Annotated in this window: 16 protein-coding genes and 3 tRNA genes; 12 read left to right on the forward strand and 7 right to left on the reverse strand. The window is 44.6% G+C overall.

Annotated features, from left to right (window positions below; genetic code table 11):
• Positions 1-5: 5 nt before the first annotated feature.
• The 3 genes from sppA to ADP71_RS00225 are packed head-to-tail and all read right to left on the reverse strand — an operon-like array spanning position 6 to position 2,603.
• Positions 6-980 (reverse strand): signal peptide peptidase SppA, encoded by a 975-nt coding sequence (gene sppA, locus ADP71_RS00215; protein WP_019958225.1) that lies wholly within the window; start codon positions 978-980, stop codon positions 6-8.
• The gene (locus ADP71_RS00220; protein ID WP_019958226.1) at positions 977-1,648 is read right to left on the reverse strand and encodes an HAD-IA family hydrolase; all 672 of its coding nucleotides are present in this window, start codon (positions 1,646-1,648) and stop codon (positions 977-979) included. Before ADP71_RS00220 ends, sppA begins: the two co-directional genes overlap by 4 nt.
• Complete coding sequence (locus tag ADP71_RS00225; RefSeq protein ID WP_171460797.1) at positions 1,617-2,603, reverse strand: RluA family pseudouridine synthase; 987 nt, start codon at positions 2,601-2,603, stop codon at positions 1,617-1,619. Before ADP71_RS00225 ends, ADP71_RS00220 begins: the two co-directional genes overlap by 32 nt.
• Positions 2,604-3,112: 509 nt before the next feature.
• On the opposite strand from ADP71_RS00225, the gene ADP71_RS00230 reads away from it, so the two are divergent.
• Positions 3,113-5,959: an Rne/Rng family ribonuclease gene (locus tag ADP71_RS00230; protein ID WP_158667031.1), complete on the forward strand. Its 2,847-nt coding sequence runs from the start codon at positions 3,113-3,115 to the stop codon at positions 5,957-5,959.
• A gap of 68 nt (positions 5,960-6,027) precedes the next feature.
• A tRNA-Asn gene (locus ADP71_RS00235) sits at positions 6,028-6,103 on the forward strand.
• 138 nt (positions 6,104-6,241) lie between these two features.
• Here the strand turns inward: ADP71_RS00235 and ADP71_RS00240 are convergent.
• Positions 6,242-6,799 carry a DUF1285 domain-containing protein gene (locus ADP71_RS00240; RefSeq protein WP_051083009.1) on the reverse strand — a complete coding sequence of 186 codons (558 nt, stop codon included), beginning with the start codon at positions 6,797-6,799 and terminating at the stop codon, positions 6,242-6,244.
• 100 nt (positions 6,800-6,899) lie between these two features.
• On the opposite strand from ADP71_RS00240, the gene ADP71_RS00245 reads away from it, so the two are divergent.
• A complete protein-coding gene (locus ADP71_RS00245; RefSeq protein ID WP_019958230.1) occupies positions 6,900-7,916 on the forward strand; it encodes a metal-dependent hydrolase in 1,017 nt (338 codons plus the stop codon).
• 132 nt (positions 7,917-8,048) lie between these two features.
• On the opposite strand, the gene glmS is transcribed toward ADP71_RS00245, so the two are convergent.
• Genes glmS through ADP71_RS00260 form a run of 3 tightly spaced genes read right to left on the reverse strand, consistent with a single transcriptional unit; the run spans position 8,049 to position 11,602 of the window.
• Entirely contained in the window at positions 8,049-9,890 is a 1,842-nt protein-coding gene (gene glmS / locus ADP71_RS00250) for a glutamine--fructose-6-phosphate transaminase (isomerizing) (protein WP_019958231.1), read from the reverse strand.
• A gap of 45 nt (positions 9,891-9,935) precedes the next feature.
• A complete protein-coding gene (glmU, locus tag ADP71_RS00255; RefSeq protein WP_104931228.1) occupies positions 9,936-11,300 on the reverse strand; it encodes a bifunctional UDP-N-acetylglucosamine diphosphorylase/glucosamine-1-phosphate N-acetyltransferase GlmU in 1,365 nt (454 codons plus the stop codon).
• Positions 11,301-11,356: 56 nt separating this feature from the next.
• Positions 11,357-11,602, reverse strand: a complete 246-nt coding sequence (locus tag ADP71_RS00260; protein WP_019958233.1) for a hypothetical protein — start codon at positions 11,600-11,602, stop codon at positions 11,357-11,359.
• 450 nt (positions 11,603-12,052) lie between these two features.
• Here ADP71_RS00260 and ADP71_RS00265 point away from each other — a divergent pair, with 450 nt between their 5' ends.
• The 9 genes from ADP71_RS00265 (at position 12,053) to ADP71_RS00305 (ending at position 18,791) form a co-directional block, all read left to right on the forward strand.
• Positions 12,053-12,763 carry a hypothetical protein gene (locus ADP71_RS00265; protein WP_169708869.1) on the forward strand — a complete coding sequence of 237 codons (711 nt, stop codon included), beginning with the start codon at positions 12,053-12,055 and terminating at the stop codon, positions 12,761-12,763.
• Between the two features lie 205 nt (positions 12,764-12,968).
• Positions 12,969-13,403 (forward strand): RrF2 family transcriptional regulator, encoded by a 435-nt coding sequence (locus ADP71_RS00270; protein WP_026353532.1) that lies wholly within the window; start codon positions 12,969-12,971, stop codon positions 13,401-13,403.
• Between the two features lie 18 nt (positions 13,404-13,421).
• The gene (locus ADP71_RS00275) at positions 13,422-14,114 is read left to right on the forward strand and encodes an SIMPL domain-containing protein (RefSeq protein ID WP_081619555.1); all 693 of its coding nucleotides are present in this window, start codon (positions 13,422-13,424) and stop codon (positions 14,112-14,114) included.
• 189 nt (positions 14,115-14,303) lie between these two features.
• On the forward strand, positions 14,304-16,331 hold the full coding sequence (locus tag ADP71_RS00280; protein ID WP_171460798.1) for a M3 family metallopeptidase: 2,028 nt from the start codon (positions 14,304-14,306) through the stop codon (positions 16,329-16,331).
• A gap of 70 nt (positions 16,332-16,401) precedes the next feature.
• Positions 16,402-17,034 carry a MarC family protein gene (locus ADP71_RS00285; RefSeq protein ID WP_019958238.1) on the forward strand — a complete coding sequence of 211 codons (633 nt, stop codon included), beginning with the start codon at positions 16,402-16,404 and terminating at the stop codon, positions 17,032-17,034.
• 89 nt (positions 17,035-17,123) lie between these two features.
• Positions 17,124-17,199: transfer RNA gene (locus ADP71_RS00290), tRNA-Lys, on the forward strand.
• A gap of 47 nt (positions 17,200-17,246) precedes the next feature.
• Positions 17,247-17,322: transfer RNA gene (locus ADP71_RS00295), tRNA-Lys, on the forward strand.
• Between the two features lie 93 nt (positions 17,323-17,415).
• Entirely contained in the window at positions 17,416-18,342 is a 927-nt protein-coding gene (locus tag ADP71_RS00300) for a pseudouridine synthase (RefSeq protein WP_104931229.1), read from the forward strand.
• Between the two features lie 83 nt (positions 18,343-18,425).
• Positions 18,426-18,791, forward strand: a complete 366-nt coding sequence (locus ADP71_RS00305) for a cupin domain-containing protein (RefSeq protein WP_019958240.1) — start codon at positions 18,426-18,428, stop codon at positions 18,789-18,791.
• Positions 18,792-18,919 lie beyond the last annotated feature (128 nt).

Consider the following 18,919-nt stretch of genomic DNA (forward strand, 5'->3'; position numbering starts at 1 on the left):
CAACTTTACCAAGAAGGTTGCAAATAAGCATCGGTGGCTGATTTCAATTGCACACCAAATTGACGACCTAATGAGTTGGAAAAACTGTCTTTAGGCGTGTAATTGACCATGTCAGGTGCTTTGAAAACATCGCGTGAAACGGTGTAAATGCTGCCAAACTCATCGACCAAACCCACTGTTTTGCCTTGTTCGCCCGTGTACACGCGTCCACTGAAAACATCAGGGTTTTCGGCATCTTTGATTTTGTTGCCACGACCTTCTTTGACTGCCGCCACAAATTGTTGGTGGATGTCGGTCAACATGTCTTGCCAAATTTGATTTTGTTCTGGGCTTTCAGGCGTGAATGGGTCACCCATGCCTTTGTTTTCGCCTGCTGTTTTCAAGCGACGCTCTACGCCCAATTTTTCCATCAAGCCTGTAAAGCCAAAACCACCTGAAATCACGCCTATGCTGCCGACCAAACTGGATGGATTGGCGTAAATTTTGTCAGCGGCGCTGGCGATGTAATAACAGCCCGATGCGCACACATCCTCCATCACCACGACAACGGGAATGTTTTTATTGGCAGCTTTCAAGCGGCGAATTTCATCGAAAGCGACTTTGGAAATGACTGGTGAACCACCGGGGCTGTTGGCACGCAAGATAATGCCTTTAACATTGGGCGATTTATAAGCCGCTTCCATGCCTTCGATGATTTTGGTGGCAGTGTCGTTGTTACTGTCTATCACGCCATCAAGGTCGATGACGGCAGTGTGTTTTTTAGCGATGGCACCAACATTTTTATTGCCGCCAGCCATCACGCTAATCAATATCAAGAACAACACCAACCAAACCGCGCGCCCCACCCATTTCCACAAGCTGGCGCGGCGGTTTTGTTTGTAAGTTTCAAGTAATAATTTTTCTAAAGTGCGTTGTTCCCAAGAACCTTGCTGCTCGGAGCCAACCTCTTTGAGTTCGCCATTGGGCAATCGAATTTTCATACTGTTTCAACTTTCAGGCCGCTTTGTAGCCAGTTCACAAAGCCTTGGAAATCATCCACCATGGCAACGTGTGGTGCGCTGAGTAAGGTTTCACGTGTATGTGCGCCACACAAAACGGCTACGGCATCGCAGCCTGCATTGTGTGCCATCCATAAATCATGGGTCGTATCGCCTATCATCAAACAATCTTTGGGTTCTAAACCCAATTCATCACACAAGCTTAAAATCATGTCGGGTGATGGTTTGGAAGCACATTCGTCTACGGTGCGAGTGGCTAAGAAAAAGCCTTGATTCAAGCCGACTTCTTGTAGTGCTCGGTCTAAACCACGGCGGCTTTTGCCTGTGGCTACGGTGAGCCAATAGTCTTGGCGCAAGCTGGGCAATAAGGCTTTGGCGTCTTCAAACAAACGCATCGTGTTGTCAGGATGTAAAAAGCGGCGTTTGTAAGCTTCGGCCAAGTTTTGCAATTGCAGTTCGCTGGCTGTCGGTGCCAAATATGCCATGGCTTTGGGCAATGCCAAGCCAATGATGTGTTGGGCGGCTTCATTCGATGGTGGCGGCAAATCATTGTCTTGAAAAGCGGCCTGAACGGCTTGGACGATTGTCGAAGTGGAGTCTGCTAAAGTGCCATCCCAATCAAAGATTAAGGCTTGATACGGTTTGTTCATTGCTCAAAGTTTCCAAAAACTGTTTCAAAGGTTTGGGTAAAGGTGCCAATAAATGCAAAGGCTCATCGGTCATTGGATGGGTAAATTTCAATTGATGTGCATGTAAAAACATCCGTTTTAAACCCAATTTTTGCAATTGACGATTGGCATCATAATCGCCATAGCGTTCATCTGCCGCAATTGGGCAGCCTTGAGATTGCATGTGTACGCGAATTTGGTGGGTGCGCCCTGTTTTCAATACCGCACGCATTAACGAGGCTTGACCCATGTTTTGAGGCAAGGCAAATGTTTTTAAAACATCGAAGACAGTATGTGCAAATTGACCATCGGCAGACACGCGCACCATTTTCTCGCCTTGTGCACCTGTGTATTTGAACAAAGGTTCTTTGACATGGCGAATTTTGTCTGGCCATAAGCCCATCCCCAAAGCGATATAGCTTTTGTAAGGGTGATGGTCACGCAACAATTCGTGTAATTTCACCAGACAAGAGCGTTTCTTGGCAATCATCAGCAAACCAGATGTGTCTTTGTCCAGACGGTGTACCAATTCCAAATAGCGTGCTTCAGGACGGGCTTGGCGCATTTGCTCAATCACACCAAAATTCACGCCACTGCCACCATGTACAGCCACGCCTGAAGGTTTGTTGATGACCAATAACCAGTCATCTTCATACACAATTTCAAACTCTTTGGCGGGTATAGATTTTTGATTTGATGTGTCATTTTTCACGGCGATGCGCACAGGAGGGATGCGAACGACATCGCTATCGACCAAACGGGTAGTGGCTTGAGCACGTTTTTTATTCACCCGTACTTCACCAGCACGAATGATGCGTTGGATGTGGCTTTTAGGGACGCCTTTGAGAATTTTAATTAAAAAATTGTCCAAGCGCTGACCGGCGTCCTCGTCACCTATGGTTAAAAAATTAACTAAGTCTTTGCTTATTGAAACCATCTTGCTTATAATCTTTCAGCTTGTTCGTGATAGACCTTTTTAAAACAAAATCAAAATCACAAACGGCTGTGTATTTTGAGGGCATGATAGTCATGTGTCTTCAAAAGGCGAAATTACCATTCGTCAGGCATGTTGTTAATGCGTGGCGAAACATTGATGTTAACGTATTTAAATATAAACAACAATCAATGCACTCGAATCAGCCTCTGTCGCATCTGTAACCAGTAGATGTGATTTAAGTAATTAAGTTTGACCCCTTAAGTATTTGTTTTTTCTGCTCGTAAGACGCGTCGCGCAGATGTGAGGAATCAACAAGCTTAAGCAAATAAGAAGACGGTAACCAGTTAGATTCACAAAGCGGTCGTAGATCTTCGCTTTTATGTCAACTGACACTTTAGCGCATTGCGCATTGATCTTTATAGGTGGAACTTCTTCAGGTATGGCGCTAAAAGCCATTGTCAAATACTGATTGCGTGTGCCTCGTGAGTGCATAAAACGAGGTTTTTCTTATGAAAAGAATGTTATTCAATGCAACTCAAGCCGAAGAGCTAAGGGTTGCTATTGTCGACGGTCAAAATCTGGTTGACTTGGAAATCGAGACTCTCGGTAAAGAGCAACGCAAAGGCAATATCTACAAGGGTATCATCACCCGCATCGAGCCATCTTTAGAGGCTTGTTTCATTGATTATGGTACTGACCGCCACGGTTTTTTACCCTTCAAAGAAGTTTCCCGTTCGTATTTCAAAGGTTATGAAGGTGGTCGTGCTCGCATTCAAGATGTTTTGACCGAGGGTCAAGAAGTCATTGTGCAAGTGGAAAAAGACGAGCGTGGCAACAAAGGTGCTGCTTTAACCACATTCATCAGCTTGGCAGGTCGTTATTTGGTGTTGATGCCTAACAATCCTCGTGGTGGCGGTGTTTCTCGTCGCATTGAAGGGGATGAGCGTCAAGAACTCAAAGCAGCGATGGCAGACTTAGACATTCCTCAAGGCATGAGCTTGATTGCGCGTACCGCAGGTATTGGTCGCAGCACCGAAGAATTGCAATGGGATTTAAACTATTTATTGCGCTTGTGGGAATTGATTGCCCAAGCCGGTGAAGAACACCACGACCCGTATTTGTTGTACTTGGAAAGCTCGCTGGTCATTCGTGCCATTCGAGATTATTTCAAAGGTGACATTGGTGAAGTGTTGGTAGACACTGCCGAAGTGCATGAAGAAGTGTCTCAATTTATGTCTTATGTGATGCCGAATAATTTGCATCGCGTCAAACGCTACGAAGACAGCATTCCTTTGTTTAGCCGTTTCCAAATTGAACACCAAATTGAAACGGCTTTCTCGCGTGAAGTACGTTTGCCTTCAGGTGGTGCGATTGTGATTGACCATACTGAAGCTTTGGTTTCAGTCGACGTCAATTCTGCGCGCTCAACCAAGGGTGCAGACATTGAAGACACGGCATTCAAAACCAACCGAGAAGCGGCAGAAGAAATTGCCCGTCAATTGCGTTTGCGTGACATTGGTGGTTTGGTGGTGATCGACTTCATCGACATGGAAAACCCGAAAAACCAACGCGATGTAGAAGCGACTTTGCGCGATGCTTTGCGCTTAGACCGTGCCCGTGTACAAATGGGCAAGTTGTCTAAATTTGGTTTGTTGGAGTTGTCACGTCAGCGTTTACAACCTTCATTAGGTGAATCTACACATGCCGCGTGTCCACGCTGTGGTGGCACGGGTGTGATTCGTGGTGTGGAATCTTCTGCACTGCACATTTTGCGCATCATTCAAGAAGAAGCGATGAAAGACAACACAGGGGCTGTGCATGCACAAGTGCCTGTGGATGTGGCGACTTTCTTATTGAATGAAAAGCGTTCGGAATTGTTTGGTATTGAAGAGCGTTTGGATGTGAATGTGGTGATGATTCCGAGCACCCAATTGCAAACGCCTAATTACAAAATCGAACGCATCCGCATTGACGATGCGATTGAAGACGAAGTACCAAGTTATCGCAAAGTGGACGCAGAGCCAGAACCTGCACCAATTTTAAGCACAGCACAAAAAGCCAAGATCCAAAAACCAGAACCAGCGGTGAAAGGTGTTCGCCATGACGAGCCTGCACCGGAGAGTAAGTCTAAGACTGAAGAACCTAAAAAAGGTGGTTTCTGGGCGAATTTGGTAGCTTGGTTCAAAGGTTTGTTCAGTGGCCCTAAAGCTGAAGAACCACAACCTGCGGCAGCAGCAAGCACGCCTCGACAAAACACGGCGTCGTCTGCACACACTCATCGACCGCAAAAGAAGCGCCACCAACAGCGCCGTCAACAACCTCGTCGCGATGACGACATCGACGAGATTGAAACCATCCGTCCTGAAGCGGATATTCCTGTGGACATAGAGCCAAAACCAGTTCAAGGACATCAAAAACGTCGCCAAAATCGTCGCCACCAAGGTGAGCAGACGTCGGCACAAACGATGCAAGAACTTGTGGTTGAGTCATCTTCAGCGCCGATTGCGCCAGAGACCAACGATGTGGCTACTACGGAAACCCGTACTCAGGGCAATAATCGTCGTCGCAATCAACGCCAGAAATCGCAGCCGCATCCAGAGATGACACAAGGCGCGACAGAGGCGAAAAACCAAAGTAACAATGAAAAACCTTTGGTGATTCATTTGAATGGTGAGCCTGGAGCAGAACCAGCTCAACTGGCTAAGGGCAACAACAAGCAACGTCAAGCGCGTCCGCCACGCAATGACCGTCCTGTACGTGCCAAAGATGTGATGCGTCGCATCAATGTGAAGCAAATTGCAGGTCGTGTGCGCAGTACTGCTTATACGGTATTGGTGGATGAAGGTTTGATTGTGCCAAAAGCTGCGCGCCGTCAAGAACCGCCGCGTGTACAAGCCCATTCAGGTGAAATCAATATCACTGAGATTGTGCACCATGTGCAAGATGTGGCTGCTGATGTGTTGGGCTTGCCAAAATCGGCGCCTATTGACGTTGTTAAAGCCAAACCGCAGCGTCCTGAAAAGCCAAAACCAACAGAGGCAACTGTGAGCGTCGCACCTGCAACGCCTGTGGTTGAGGTAGCGCAAGCACCTGTGGCTGAAAAAGCGGCAGAAGTGGCTAAAATCGTTTTGCCTAGTATCACTGCTGTGGTTTTAGATATCGAAGCAGTCGCGTCGCAAATTGATTTGGGTGGCTTACAATGGGTACAAACAGAGGCTGCTTTGGTAAAAGATTGGACGATGACACCTAAAGAAGTGACTGGTTTGCGTCGTTCGGATTTGCCGCAAGTGGTTGAAGCAGAAGCCATTGCGCCTGAGCAAATGCAGCTGATTGAAACCAAGTCTGAATTTTTATAAAAAATTCACTATAAAGCGTTAAAAAATGCTTGACGAGCATTGTAACTAACCTTATAATGCTCCTCTATTCCCTGATAGCTCAGTCGGTAGAGCGACGGACTGTTAATCCGCAGGTCCCTGGTTCGAGCCCAGGTCGGGGAGCCAAATTTAAAAGCCCAGCTTCTAGCTGGGCTTTTTTACGTTTGTCTAAAATTGTCATGATTTAAAGCTTGGTCATGTAGCCTAAAAATTTACAGGGCGCTGGTAAAAAGCGGCCTGTAAATTGAATGGTTATCTTAAATTTTATAATTCTCCAACGACGCTGAGATGTTGCATCTTTTGTCCCATAGGAATACTCAAAACGGTTTGTCCATCTTGTTCTGACAAATTGCACCAGTCAATCAAATGATAAAATGCATGGCGCATGATTTTGGCTTCTAAACCAAAGCGAATCGGCACATACGGTTGGATTTGTCCTTGATAATCACGCAAAATCAAACCATGTTCCGCATTCAAAATGATTTTGTCTTGGTGTGTAGTGATGCATTCGATGTATTGTCCATCTGCCAGCGTTAACAAGTTCACATCTTCAATGAACAAAGGCACGTCTTCCACGCAGATGCCGATTTTTTCGACGGGCGTTTTTAAAAAATACTCATCACCTTCCCGCCATAAAACCGAAGCAAACAAATCAATCAAACCTTGTCGGGTCATTTGTCTGCCCTCGTGCCACCATTGTCCGTTGGCTTTGATGATTAAATCCATATTGCCACAAAATGGGGGATGCCATTGATCAACGGGGGGTATGCGTTTTTCGGTTTGGGTTTGGCTGAGATAAGCGGCAGTTTGTTGTAAATTCATAAAAACCCATTTCACAAAGTAGGTTATGCTCAAGGCGTAATATTTTTTAATCCAATCAGGATAAGCCACCAGCGTCCTGAAAGCAATGCAAAGCACATACATGGATTCATTGACTCAATTGCTCACAGGTGCGGTCATTGCTGCCGCTATCGTTCCTCGTCGCCATCGACGGGCAGCATTGGCTGCAGGCGCGGCTTTGGGAACCTTGCCTGACTTGGACGTGATTCCATTAAATTTGTTAAATGACAATCCTGTCATCAAAATGACAGTGCATCGCAGCATTTCACACAGTTTATTGCTGTTGCCATTGGTCGCAATATTGATTTGGTGGTTTTGTCGCAGCAGAGTCGGCTCACGCACATCTGAAGCGCCTAAACGTTGGTTTTGGGCGATTTTTTTGGCATTGGTCACGCATCCTATTTTAGATTGTTTCAATGTTTATGGTACATGGCTCTTTTGGCCGTTTGGTGAACAAACGATTATGTGGGGCAATATGTTTGTGATTGACCCCATGTTTACTTTGCCGTTGTTGTTCGGTGCATTGTGGGCGTGGTTATGGCCACAAGCTTGGGTGAGTCAAAAAATATTGCTCAGCAGTTTGGCACTCAGTGGTTTGTATTTGGCTTGGAGCTTGGCGGCGCAAATGTATGTGTGGCAAAAAGTGGATGCTCAATTAAGCCAAATGCGTTTGGATGCTGCACCACGTTTGATTGGTGCCACGCCTTTGAACACTTTGCTATGGCAAGTGGTGGTGCAAACGCCTGATGGCGTGCTCAGTGGGGACTATTCTTTGTTACAGGACGCTGCTGATCAGCCCATTGCATGGGTTAAAGTCGAGAGTGATGTTGTAGCACTCAAAGCCGCCGAGCATTGGCAATCGGTACAGCGTTTGCAGCGTTTCAATCAAGGTTTTCAAATTGCGACGGTGCAGGATAATCAGTTAATCATCAGTGATGTGCGCATGGGACGTTACCCGAATTACACGTTTAATTTTGTCGTAGGGCAGTGGCAAAATGGACAATGGCAAGAATTAGCAATGCCAGTACAAAAACAAACTCGTGCGGATGTGCCACAAGAATGGGCGTATTTGAAACAGCGCATTTGGGGCATTCATTAAAGCATTCATATTGGCTTTGGTAAGATGAATGATTGGTGAATAATAGGGCATGTTGCCAAATAAAAAAGCGTCCTGTAAACATTTACAGGACGCTTCATCATTCAAAAAGCATTATTCAACATTCAAAAAGCATTATTCAACAGTTACAGATTTGGCCAAATTGCGAGGCTTGTCGACGTCGGTACCACGCGCCAAAGCAGTATGGTATGACAACAATTGCACCGGAATGGTGTGCAAAATCGGTGACAATACGCCGACATGACGTGGGGTGCGAATGACGTGTACACCTTCGGAAGCATTGAAATTGCTGTCTAAATCGGTAAACACAAACAATTCACCGCCACGCGCGCTGACTTCTTGCATATTGGCTTTGACTTTGTCGAGCAATTTGTCGTGCGGTGCAATCACAACCACAGGCATATTTTCGTCTACCAAAGCCAACGGACCGTGTTTTAATTCGCCCGCAGGATATGCTTCGGCGTGGATGTAAGTGATTTCTTTGAGTTTCAAAGCACCTTCCAAAGCCACAGGATAATGAATGCCACGACCTAAGAACAATGCGTCAGATTTTTTGGCAAATTGCTGTGCCCAAGTGACGATTTGTGGCTCTAAATTCAAAGCGTGTTGAATGTCGCCCGGCAATTGGCGCAATTGTTCCACATAATCGTGTTGCTGTTGCTCATTCACATGACCACGCAAAACGCCTAAAGTTACAGACAAGCCAAACAAAGCCACCAATTGCGTGGTGAAGGCTTTGGTCGATGCCACGCCAATTTCAGCACCTGCACGCGTGTAAAACACCAATTCGCTTTCGCGTGGCAAAGCGCTTTCCATCACGTTACAAATCGACAAACTGTGGGTGTGACCCAAAGATTGTGCGTATTTCAACGCTTCCATTGTGTCCAAAGTTTCGCCTGATTGGGAAATGGTCACCACCAATTGTTTTGGATTGGCAATCACGTCACGGTAGCGGTATTCACTGGCAATTTCGATGTCGGTTGGAATTTTAGCGATGCTTTCTAACCAATATTTGGCGGTCAAGCCTGCGTAATAGGAGGTGCCGCACGCCAAAATTTTGATGCTGTCGATTTCAGCAAACACTTCGGCAGCTTTTTCGCCAAAAATTTCAGGACGAAACACATCATTGATCAATACTTCAGCAGTATCTGCAATGGCTTTTGGCTGCTCGTGGATTTCTTTTTGCATGAAGTGGTTGTAAAGACCCAACTCCAATGATGCCAAAGACAATTCCGAAACGCGCACAGTACGCTCGGCAACTTGGCGGTTTTTGTCAACCAAGATATCGATGCCATTGGTTGATAATTTAGCAATGTCGCCATCTTCTAAAAACACCACGCGGCGCGTTTGAGAAATCACTGCCGATACGTCAGAGGCGATAAAGGTTTCGTTTTCACCCAAAGCCACCAACAATGGACAACCCATGCGGGCTGTAATCAATTGGTCTTGCTTGTCAGTAGCAATCACGCCAATGGCATAAGCACCATGAAAATGTTGACAAGCGGCCTGTACCGCAGCGAACAAATCACCTTGTGCAGCATGGGTGTATTCGTAATGAATGGCATGGGCGATGACTTCAGTATCGGTTTGTGAGGTGAACTCATAACCCAAAGCTTGCAAGCGTTCACGTTCGGTTTCAAAGTTTTCAATGATGCCGTTGTGAACCACTGCAATCAAGCCGCCTGAGATGTGAGGATGGGCATTCGGTTCTGTCACGCCGCCATGGGTTGCCCAGCGCGTATGACCGATACCCAACAAGCCATTCAAACCGACTTCTTGTGCTGCTTCTTCCATCAAAGCCACACGACCTGTACGGCGCACACGTTCAATGCTGTTGCCTGTATTGACGGCAATGCCAGAAGAGTCGTAACCACGGTATTCTAGGCGTTTTAAGCCATCAACTAAAAATTCCACCACATTGGTGTCTTGGCGAATGGCGCCAACAATGCCACACATAGCTGTATTCCTTAAAATTTTTTGAATGATTCAAGTAAGATGGGGTTATTTGTTTTGTTTTTCAGGACGCTTCCAATTGGCAATATTGGTTTGGCGTGCACGACCGATGCTCAAATGGTTTTCTGGGCAATCTTTGGTAATCACGCTGCCTGCGCCTGTGGTCACTAAGTTGTGGATGGTGACAGGTGCCACCAACATCGAACCTGAACCGATACGAACATGGTCACCGATGGTGGTTTTGAATTTGTTCACACCATCGTAATTGCAAGTAATTGTACCTGCACCGATGTTAGATTGGGTGCCAATTTGGGCATCGCCAATATAACTTAAATGGTTGACTTTAGAGCCGTTGCCAATTTGGCTGTTTTTCACTTCGACAAAATTGCCAATGTGAACATCGTTGCCTAATTGTGCATTAGGGCGCAAGCGTGCAAATGGGCCAATGCGAGCATCTGTGCCGACAACGCAATCGCTTAAATGGCTAAATGGTGCGATTTGGCAGCCTGAACCAATGGTAGCATTGTTCAAAACGCAGTTGGCACCAATGTGAACATCATCGCCTAAGACGCAATCGCCTTCGATAACGACATTGACATCAATGATGCAGTCTAAACCATGTTGCAAAGTGCCACGCAAATCAAAACGATTAGGATCGCGCAACGTGATGCCCGCGGTCATCAAAGCTTTCGCTTGTTCTGCTTGGTAAATGCGTTCGATTTCAGCCAATTGCAATTTGTTGTTGATGCCTGCAGCCAAATGGCTTGCACGCACAGTCATGCCATGTACGGTGACACCGTCTTGCACTGCCAGTGCAATCACATCGGTCAAATAATATTCGCCTTGGGCATTGCTGTTTTGTAAGGTGTTGAGCCATTTTTCCAATTTGGCATTGGGCAAAACCAAAATACCAGTATTGATTTCTTGAATTTGTTTTTGGTTGGCATCGGCATCTTTTTCCTCGACAATGGCACAAATACCTTGCTCATTGCGAATGATGCGACCATAGCCTTGCGGCTGCTCTAAAACATCGGTCAACAAACCGACTTCATCACCTGCCAAAGCCAGTAATTGTTCCAAAGTGGCAGCGTCGGTCAAAGGGACATCACCATATAAAATCAAAGTTTTGCCATCTTTTGGCAAATGAGGCAAAGCGCATTTCACCGCATGACCTGTACCCAATTGTTGGTCTTGGATAACCCAAGTCACAGGGCTCTGGATTTGGTCTTGTACCAATTCTTTGCCATGACCAATGACTACTTGTATAGATGCAGGTTGTAGCGATTGAGCTGTATTGATGACGTGTTGTACCAATGGTATCCCACCGATTTGATGTAACACTTTAGGAAGTTTGGAATACATGCGGGTGCCTTTGCCCGCAGCTAAAATCACAATATGTAGCAAGTCATTCATATACAGCACTTTATGGTTGTTTAATATTTAAATATGAGAAATTGATAGGATGGATTTTATGGCCAAGTCACACGCTCAGAAGCTTGCATCTGATTGGCATGAGTCATTGTATGGCGTACAGGACGGTATTGGTTGTAATTCATATTGGATGAATAAGTACCATCTTCATAATAGACTGCTTGAGACGCTGAGTGATTGGCGCGAAAACCCGTGCTACCATCGTCTTTAGTATAGGTGTTCCAGCTACAGCCACTAAGACATGCCAATAAAGTAATGTATAAGAAAATTCTGTATTTTTGCATAAATGTGCCCTGTAACTGCAATCTGTGAACCTTGGATAAGAGATTAAACAATCTAAAATCAGTGGTTATTGGGGTTGTTTGTATGAAATATATCAGTATCATGACATATTTTAGGTCGGTTCGTTAAGTGTCTTGGTATGGTTTTACTATGGCTAAAAACATTTCAGTGAGATGGAAAGATATATTTTTTTCTGCTGTGGATTAAATGCCTATATAAATTAATATCATAAAAGCTTTTTTGTTTGGTTTAGATTGCCATAATCTTTTAAAGAAGACATTTCAATATGCTCAATCTGGTGAGTCATAATAGGGAATTTACTTTATAAAATGATTTCATCATACTGGACCCAGTATAAAAGCAATATTCTTGGTGTTAAATGAATATGAAAACAGATTCAATATTGAATAACGAATGCATTTTTAATAATATTTTCAAGTAGGCAAACCACGATGAAAAAAATATGGACAATATCTATGGCAGCTTGCGCCATATTGTTGGGCGCATGTACTAGCCCACATTTGGTGACAGATGCATCAGGTAATGCTTGTCATCTGAATTATACAGAAGTTAAAGCGCAATTTGGTGAGCATTTTGCCAGACCGTGTGGGCTGGATTTGGAGTCCAGTGAGAATATTTTGCGCGTCAATCAAGAGCCTAAAGCGGTCACATTAATGGCCGATCCTCATTCTTTTGATGCCACTCATGGTATTTATACCCGTCAAGGTATCGATGAGCGCAGTCAATATTATTGGATGCTGCCATATTCTATGATGAATACCCATGGTGTTACACATTCTGCCAATATTTTGGAAGCTCGCTGGCACAATCAAGCCCGAGATGAGGTGCGTTTGTTTGTATATGACAAAGCTCAAAAAGACATGAGCAGCATCCAATTTGAAGTTGATGGGGCGGTGGTTTTAAATCAAGTGGCTACTTGGCCAGCGGAGCAAATCGATGGCAATGACAATCGTCAGTTGTCAAAGCAATATTTTGATGTGCCTTATGCAGTATTAAAACACATGGCACAAGCCCACCAAGCGAATGTGGTGTTGGGTTTTAGTGATGGCTCGGCTGAAACTTTGGTATTGGTACAGCAAGGTGAGCCTTCGAATGCTTCTGCAGGTTTGCGTCGCCTTTTTAATGCTATTGAAACCCGTTAAAAAAATCGGAATCAAGTCGATTTTGGATGCTTGAGCGATATTCAAGATATTTAAAGTGTTCACTAAAATGACATTTTTGAATGTGATTGAAAAATGCAAATATTAAATTTGAATTTTTTGATGAAACAGATGTCTGTCGGTACATTATTTATCTTGAATATCCGAACGTATTTTTCGTGTATTCAAGCACAAAAAAGAGATAAAAATGCAAATTAGCCGATTTACCGATTTGGGTTTGAAGGTTTTAATCTATCTTAGTTACCATAATATGCCCAGTACGACTATTGCGCGCATCGCAGATGATTTACAGGTTTCAAAAAATCATTTGGTCAAAGTGGTACATTTTATGGGGCAGCAGCAATGGTTGGTTACCATGCGTGGTAAATATGGTGGGATTGCCTTGGCAAGATTGCCGCAAGAGTATTTTTTGGGTGAATTGATTCGGCATTTAGAAAAAAAATATCAGCAAGAATCCATGCAAATGCGCTTAAGCGAGGTGGAATGTGGTGTTTTGCCGATGTTGCATTGTTTGCCTGAAGTGTTTCAAGAATCCTTAGAAATGTTTTATCAAAGTTTGAATCGCTATAATCTAGCGGATTTGAATCCTGCTCAATACAATGGTTTGCGTTTGAGAGCATGAAGATTGTGAGAGGGTAGTATGTTCTATAAATGTATGGGCTTGACATTAAGCTTGTTGTGCGCCAATCATGTTTTGGCAGCAGATGTACATTACAATATGGTCAATTTACAGGACGCTGCACAAGTGCAAGTGTCGCAAAATCAATTGACTGTGGTGTTGGCAATCGAATCCAAAGCCGATCAGCGTGATGCTGCCAGTCGTGACAATACGCTCAAACTGAACCGTGTATTACAAGCCATACAAGCACAAGGCGTGAAAGGTGAGTTGCTCAATCGTTCGGTCAATCAGCAATACGAATACACCAACCAATCTCATCAAGCGCGTGGTTGGATGGATGTGGCAAAAGTTCAGATTTACAGTGAAGACAGTGCCAAAATCAATCAATTGGTGGCTGCGGTACAAAAAGAGGCACGTTTGGAGTCGCAGCAATACGGCTTGACGACTGCGCTCAAACGCCAATATGTGTTGCAAGCGACCGAAGAAGCGGTGGCGAATTTTCAGCAACAAGCTCAGCAAGTGACCCAAAACCTTGGCGGCAAGCGTTATCGCATTGTCGAATTGAATATTGGTGAGGCGGGGCAATATGAAATGCAGCCACGCATGATGATGGCAAAAGGCGCTATGGCAGCAGATGCGGCACCTGTGGCGATGGATATGCCGGGTGAAACCAGCATACGCGTACAAGTCAGTGGCAAAATCCAAATACATTGATTGGTTAAAATGAGCGTCCTGGAAATGTTACAGGACGCTTTTGTATATGGAACTTGCATATATTAAAACGCCATAGCTTAGATTGAATTGGCCGATAGTGGTGTGGATGGTGGTTTGCGGTAGTATTGAAATTCAGGCGATTGCCTACATTTGAAATACCATTGAATGACGAGATAAAGAAAGTACACCATGTCAGAGAATGTTTTGTTGCAATTGCACGATGAACCACGTTATGACGCTATTGAAACGGCTTTGATTGCGCCTGCGATGAAGCAAGCCATGACAGAAGCACAAGCGGCTATCGAGGCTTTGAAGGCACAAGAGGCGGTCACTTGGGACAATACTGTGACCCGTTTGACCGATATCACTGAAACAGTGGGGCGCATTTGGGGTGTGGTGTCACATTTGAACTCGGTGGTCGATACGCCACAATTGCGCACGGTTTACAATGAATTGATGCCTGAAGTGACGCAGTTTTTCACAGCGATGTCTTTGGATATTCAATTGTATGAACGCTTTAAAACGATAGCAGCAAGCGAAGCATTTGCACAATTAACCGCAGCACAGCAAAAAAAATTGAACAATGATTTGCGTGATTTTGTGTTGTCTGGTGCAGAATTGAATGCCGAAGACCAACAAATTTTTGCTGCTTTGCAAACCGAAAGCGCGCAATTGTCTGCGCAATTCAGTCAAAATTTGATGGATGCTACCGATGCGTTTGCTTTGTATTTTGATGATGCGAGCGAATTGGCAGGTTTGCCAGAAGATACTTTGGCGATGTTTGCAGCTGGCGCACAAGCGGAAGGCAAAACAGGTTACAAAATTGGTTTGCAAATCCCACATTATTTGGCGGTGATGCAATACGCAGACAACCGTGATTTGCGTGAAAAAATGTACCAAGCATACGTGACGCGTGCGAGTGATTTGGGCGATGCCAAATTGGACAACAGCGCCAATATTCAACGCATTTTGGAAATTGCCACACAGGAAGCCAAATTATTGGGTTTTGATAATTATGCCCAATTGTCATTGGCAACCAAAATGGCAGATACGCCTGAACAAGTCATCACATTCTTGCGTGATTTGGCGGCCAAAGCCCGTCCATTTGCCGAGCAAGACAAAGCGGAAGTGTATGCGTTTGCCAAAGAGCAATTGAATCTTGACAATCCGCAGCCTTGGGATTTGACTTATATCAGTGAGAAATTGCGTGAAGCCAAATATTCATTTTCAGAACAAGAAGTGAAACAATACTTTCCGGTGAGCAAAGTTTTGGCGGGTTTGTTTGCGCAGATTGATACTTTGTATGGCATCACTTTTGCGCCAAAAACTGTCCCAACTTGGCATAAAGACGTGCGTTATTATGAATTGATGCGCGATGGCAAAGTGTTCGGTGGCGTGTATATGGATTTGTTTGCACGCGAAGGCAAGCGTGGCGGCGCGTGGATGAATGATTACCGTGGTCGCCGTGAATTGGCAGAAGGTGTGCAAACGCCGATTGCCTATTTGGTCTGCAATTTCACTCCGCCTGTGAATGGCAAAGAGTCGCGTTTGACGCATGACGAGATTTTGACCATGTTCCATGAAATGGGTCACGGTTTACACCATTTGTTGACCAAAGTAGATGAATTGGGCGTGTCAGGTATCAATGGCGTGGAGTGGGATGCGGTAGAGTTGCCGAGCCAATTCATGGAAAATTTTGTGTGGGAATTGGATGTCTTGTCAGGCATGAGCGAGCATGAACAAACGGGCGAAGCTTTGCCAAAAGCTTTGTATGACAAAATGATTGCTGCGAAAAACTTCCAAAGCGGCCTGCAAACTTTGCGTCAAATTGAATTTGGTTTGTTTGACATGATGATTTACGAGCAAGGCGCTTCTGAAACTTGGATGCAAGTGTTGGCGGATGTGCGTGCTGAAGTTGCTGTTTTGCCAACGATGCCATACAACCGTTTTGCGCACAGTTTTGGTCATATTTTTGCAGGCGGTTATTCTGCGGGCTATTACAGCTATAAATGGGCAGAGTTGTTGTCGGCAGATGCTTACAGCGCATTTGAAGAAACGGATGATGTGGCAGCGATGGGACAGAAGTTTTGGCAAGAGGTTTTGGCAGTGGGCGGCAGTCGCGATGCGATGATTTCGTTCAAGGCTTTCCGAGGTCGAGAACCACAAATTGATGCCTTATTGCGTCATAGTGGTATGTTAGTTGGTGAAGCTGCGTAAGAACGGTATTAACTTAGTCTTAAAAGTGCTATTGTGCGCGCAATAGCACTTTTTTATGGCTTAAAAATTCATGGAACATTTACAAGTTTTCAAAATTATCATTGCGCTGATGGTGTTGATCAATCCTTTGAGCGCAGCCCCTATTTTTTTAAGTCTGACGCCGTATAATTCTGCACGCGAACGTCGTAAAATTGCCCAAACAGCCTCTTTGACTGTGGTGATTGCCATTGCCTTGTTTACGATTTTGGGCGACATGATTTTGAAGGTGTTGAATATTAGCATCGGCTCATTTCAGGTCGGTGGCGGTATTTTGATTTTGCTCATTGCCATTGCGATGATGAATGCCCAACCCAACCCAACCAAACACAATCCCGAAGAAGCACAAGAAGCTGGTACGCGTAACAATATTGCCGTTGTGCCTTTGGCAATTCCAATGCTGATTGGACCTGGTTCAATTTCAACGGTGATTATTTATTCATCGACAGCAAGCAGCTGGTGGGGCAAGGCGGAAATTATCATTGCAGGCGCAGTGGTGGCTTGCGTGTGTTATGCAGGTATGTTGGCAGCCACACAATTAAGTAAATTATTGGGTGCTACTGGCATTAATATTATTAATCGCATTATGGGCATGGTATTGGCTGCGGTGTCGATTGAAATTATTGCAGGCGGCCTGAAGAATTTATTCCCTAATTTATTTGCTTAGTTTTCAATTGTTTTGATGTTAATTGAAAACTAATTGTTACATTGTGCTTGACAGCTTTGAAAATCTTGTTTAATATGCACATCTTTCTTGGGTCGTTAGCTCAGCCGGTAGAGCAGCGGACTTTTAATCCGTTGGTCGTTGGTTCGAATCCAACACGACCCACCAAGAATTTAGATTGATTAACCAGAGCAGTCAATCAGTCAGTTTTACCGGGGTCGTTAGCTCAGCCGGTAGAGCAGCGGACTTTTAATCCGTTGGTCGTTGGTTCGAATCCAACACGACCCACCAAAATCAAAAAAGCCTGTCGAAAGACGGGCTTTTTTGTATCTTGAATTTAAAGCGTCCTGTAAATATTCTGTGTTTCTGTGCATAGGAGTGATGATGTCTACCAAACAAATCCCGATGAAAAATGGTGTAGGTGCCAGTTGCGTGGTCATTTCTGCTTTGCCTGTGGCGGATATGACGGTTTTGGATTACTTTAGCCAACGTTTTGAGCATGTGTCTTTGGCTCAATGGCAGCAGCGCTTTGAGCAAGGTGAGGTGGTGGATGCTCAAGCTCAAACCATTTTGCCAAATGCGTTGTTGGCTGATTTTTTAACTCAGAAAATTTTTTATTATCGCCATGTTCCCAACGAGGTCGCTATTCCATTTGAAGCCAGTATCGTGTACGAAAATGAGCACATTGTGGTGGCAGACAAACCCCATTTTTTGCCAGTGATGCCCGGTGGCCAATATTTACATGAGACCTTGTTGGTGCGTTTGCGCATGCAATTGAATTATCCTGATTTAACGCCTGTGCACCGCATAGACAGGGAAACGGCAGGCTTGGTGTTGTTGGTGAAAAATGCATCTGTGCGTGGCGCGTATCAGGCTTTGTTTCGGGAGCGATTGGTAGAAAAACAATATGAAGCGATTGCCAAATGGCGGCCTGAATACCATTTTCCTTTTGAACATGCGTCACGTTTGGCTGAAAACGGTGATTTTTTTCGCATGGCTGAAGTGGAAGGTATGGCTAATGCCACGACAATATTGGATGTATTACAGCACAATGATGAATGGGCGCATTATGTGTTAAAGCCGATTACAGGTAAGCGCCATCAATTGCGTGTACACATGGCTGCGTTGGGCATGCCTATTTTGAATGATGGTTTTTACCCTCAAGCCAAGCCAATGTCGATGCAAGATTATGCGCAACCTTTGCAGTTATTGGCTAAGAAAATGGCGTTTATCGATCCTGTTACACAAGAAAAGTTTGATTTTTATTCTCAGCTGTCATTGTGGAACATTCATGAGATTTATTTGACTTAGTGAGTTGTTTTTATAAAAATTTAATGACAATATAGTGATAGAGGGAATGAAGGTTCATCACCAAACACACAAGGAGAATGCCAATGAAATTGGTTATGTTAAGCCAAGACACTGTTGAGGCCAGTGAACCATTTTTGCCTGCACAAGAAAAAATTGTATCAGGTCATCCGCAACAACAAGTTTGGCAGCATTACAGCAACCAAGGTCGTGTTTTTCATGCGGGCGTGTGGCAATCAGACATTGGTAAGTGGAATGTCAATTACACTGAAGAAGAGTATTGTCATATTTTAGAAGGTGTTAGCGTAGTGACGGATACATTTGGAACCTCAACCATTTTGAAAGTAGGCGATCATTTTGTGGTGCCAGCAGGATTTAATGGCACTTGGGAAGTGGTGGAGCCAACGAAAAAAATCTATGTGGTGTATGAGGAAAGTGTGGCAGAGTCTTAAAATGCCTAAGGCTTTTTAACAGGCTTTTACTGCAAAGCGCTCTGTTTTAGGGCGCTTTTATTGTGGGTGCAGAGAAGTTGGGTGTACGCAGGGTCAGAAAATCCGTTAAAATAATGCGTTAATAATTC

This window comes from Vitreoscilla sp. C1, assembly GCF_002951955.2.
Lineage (GTDB): Bacteria > Pseudomonadota > Gammaproteobacteria > Burkholderiales > Neisseriaceae > Vitreoscilla > Vitreoscilla stercoraria.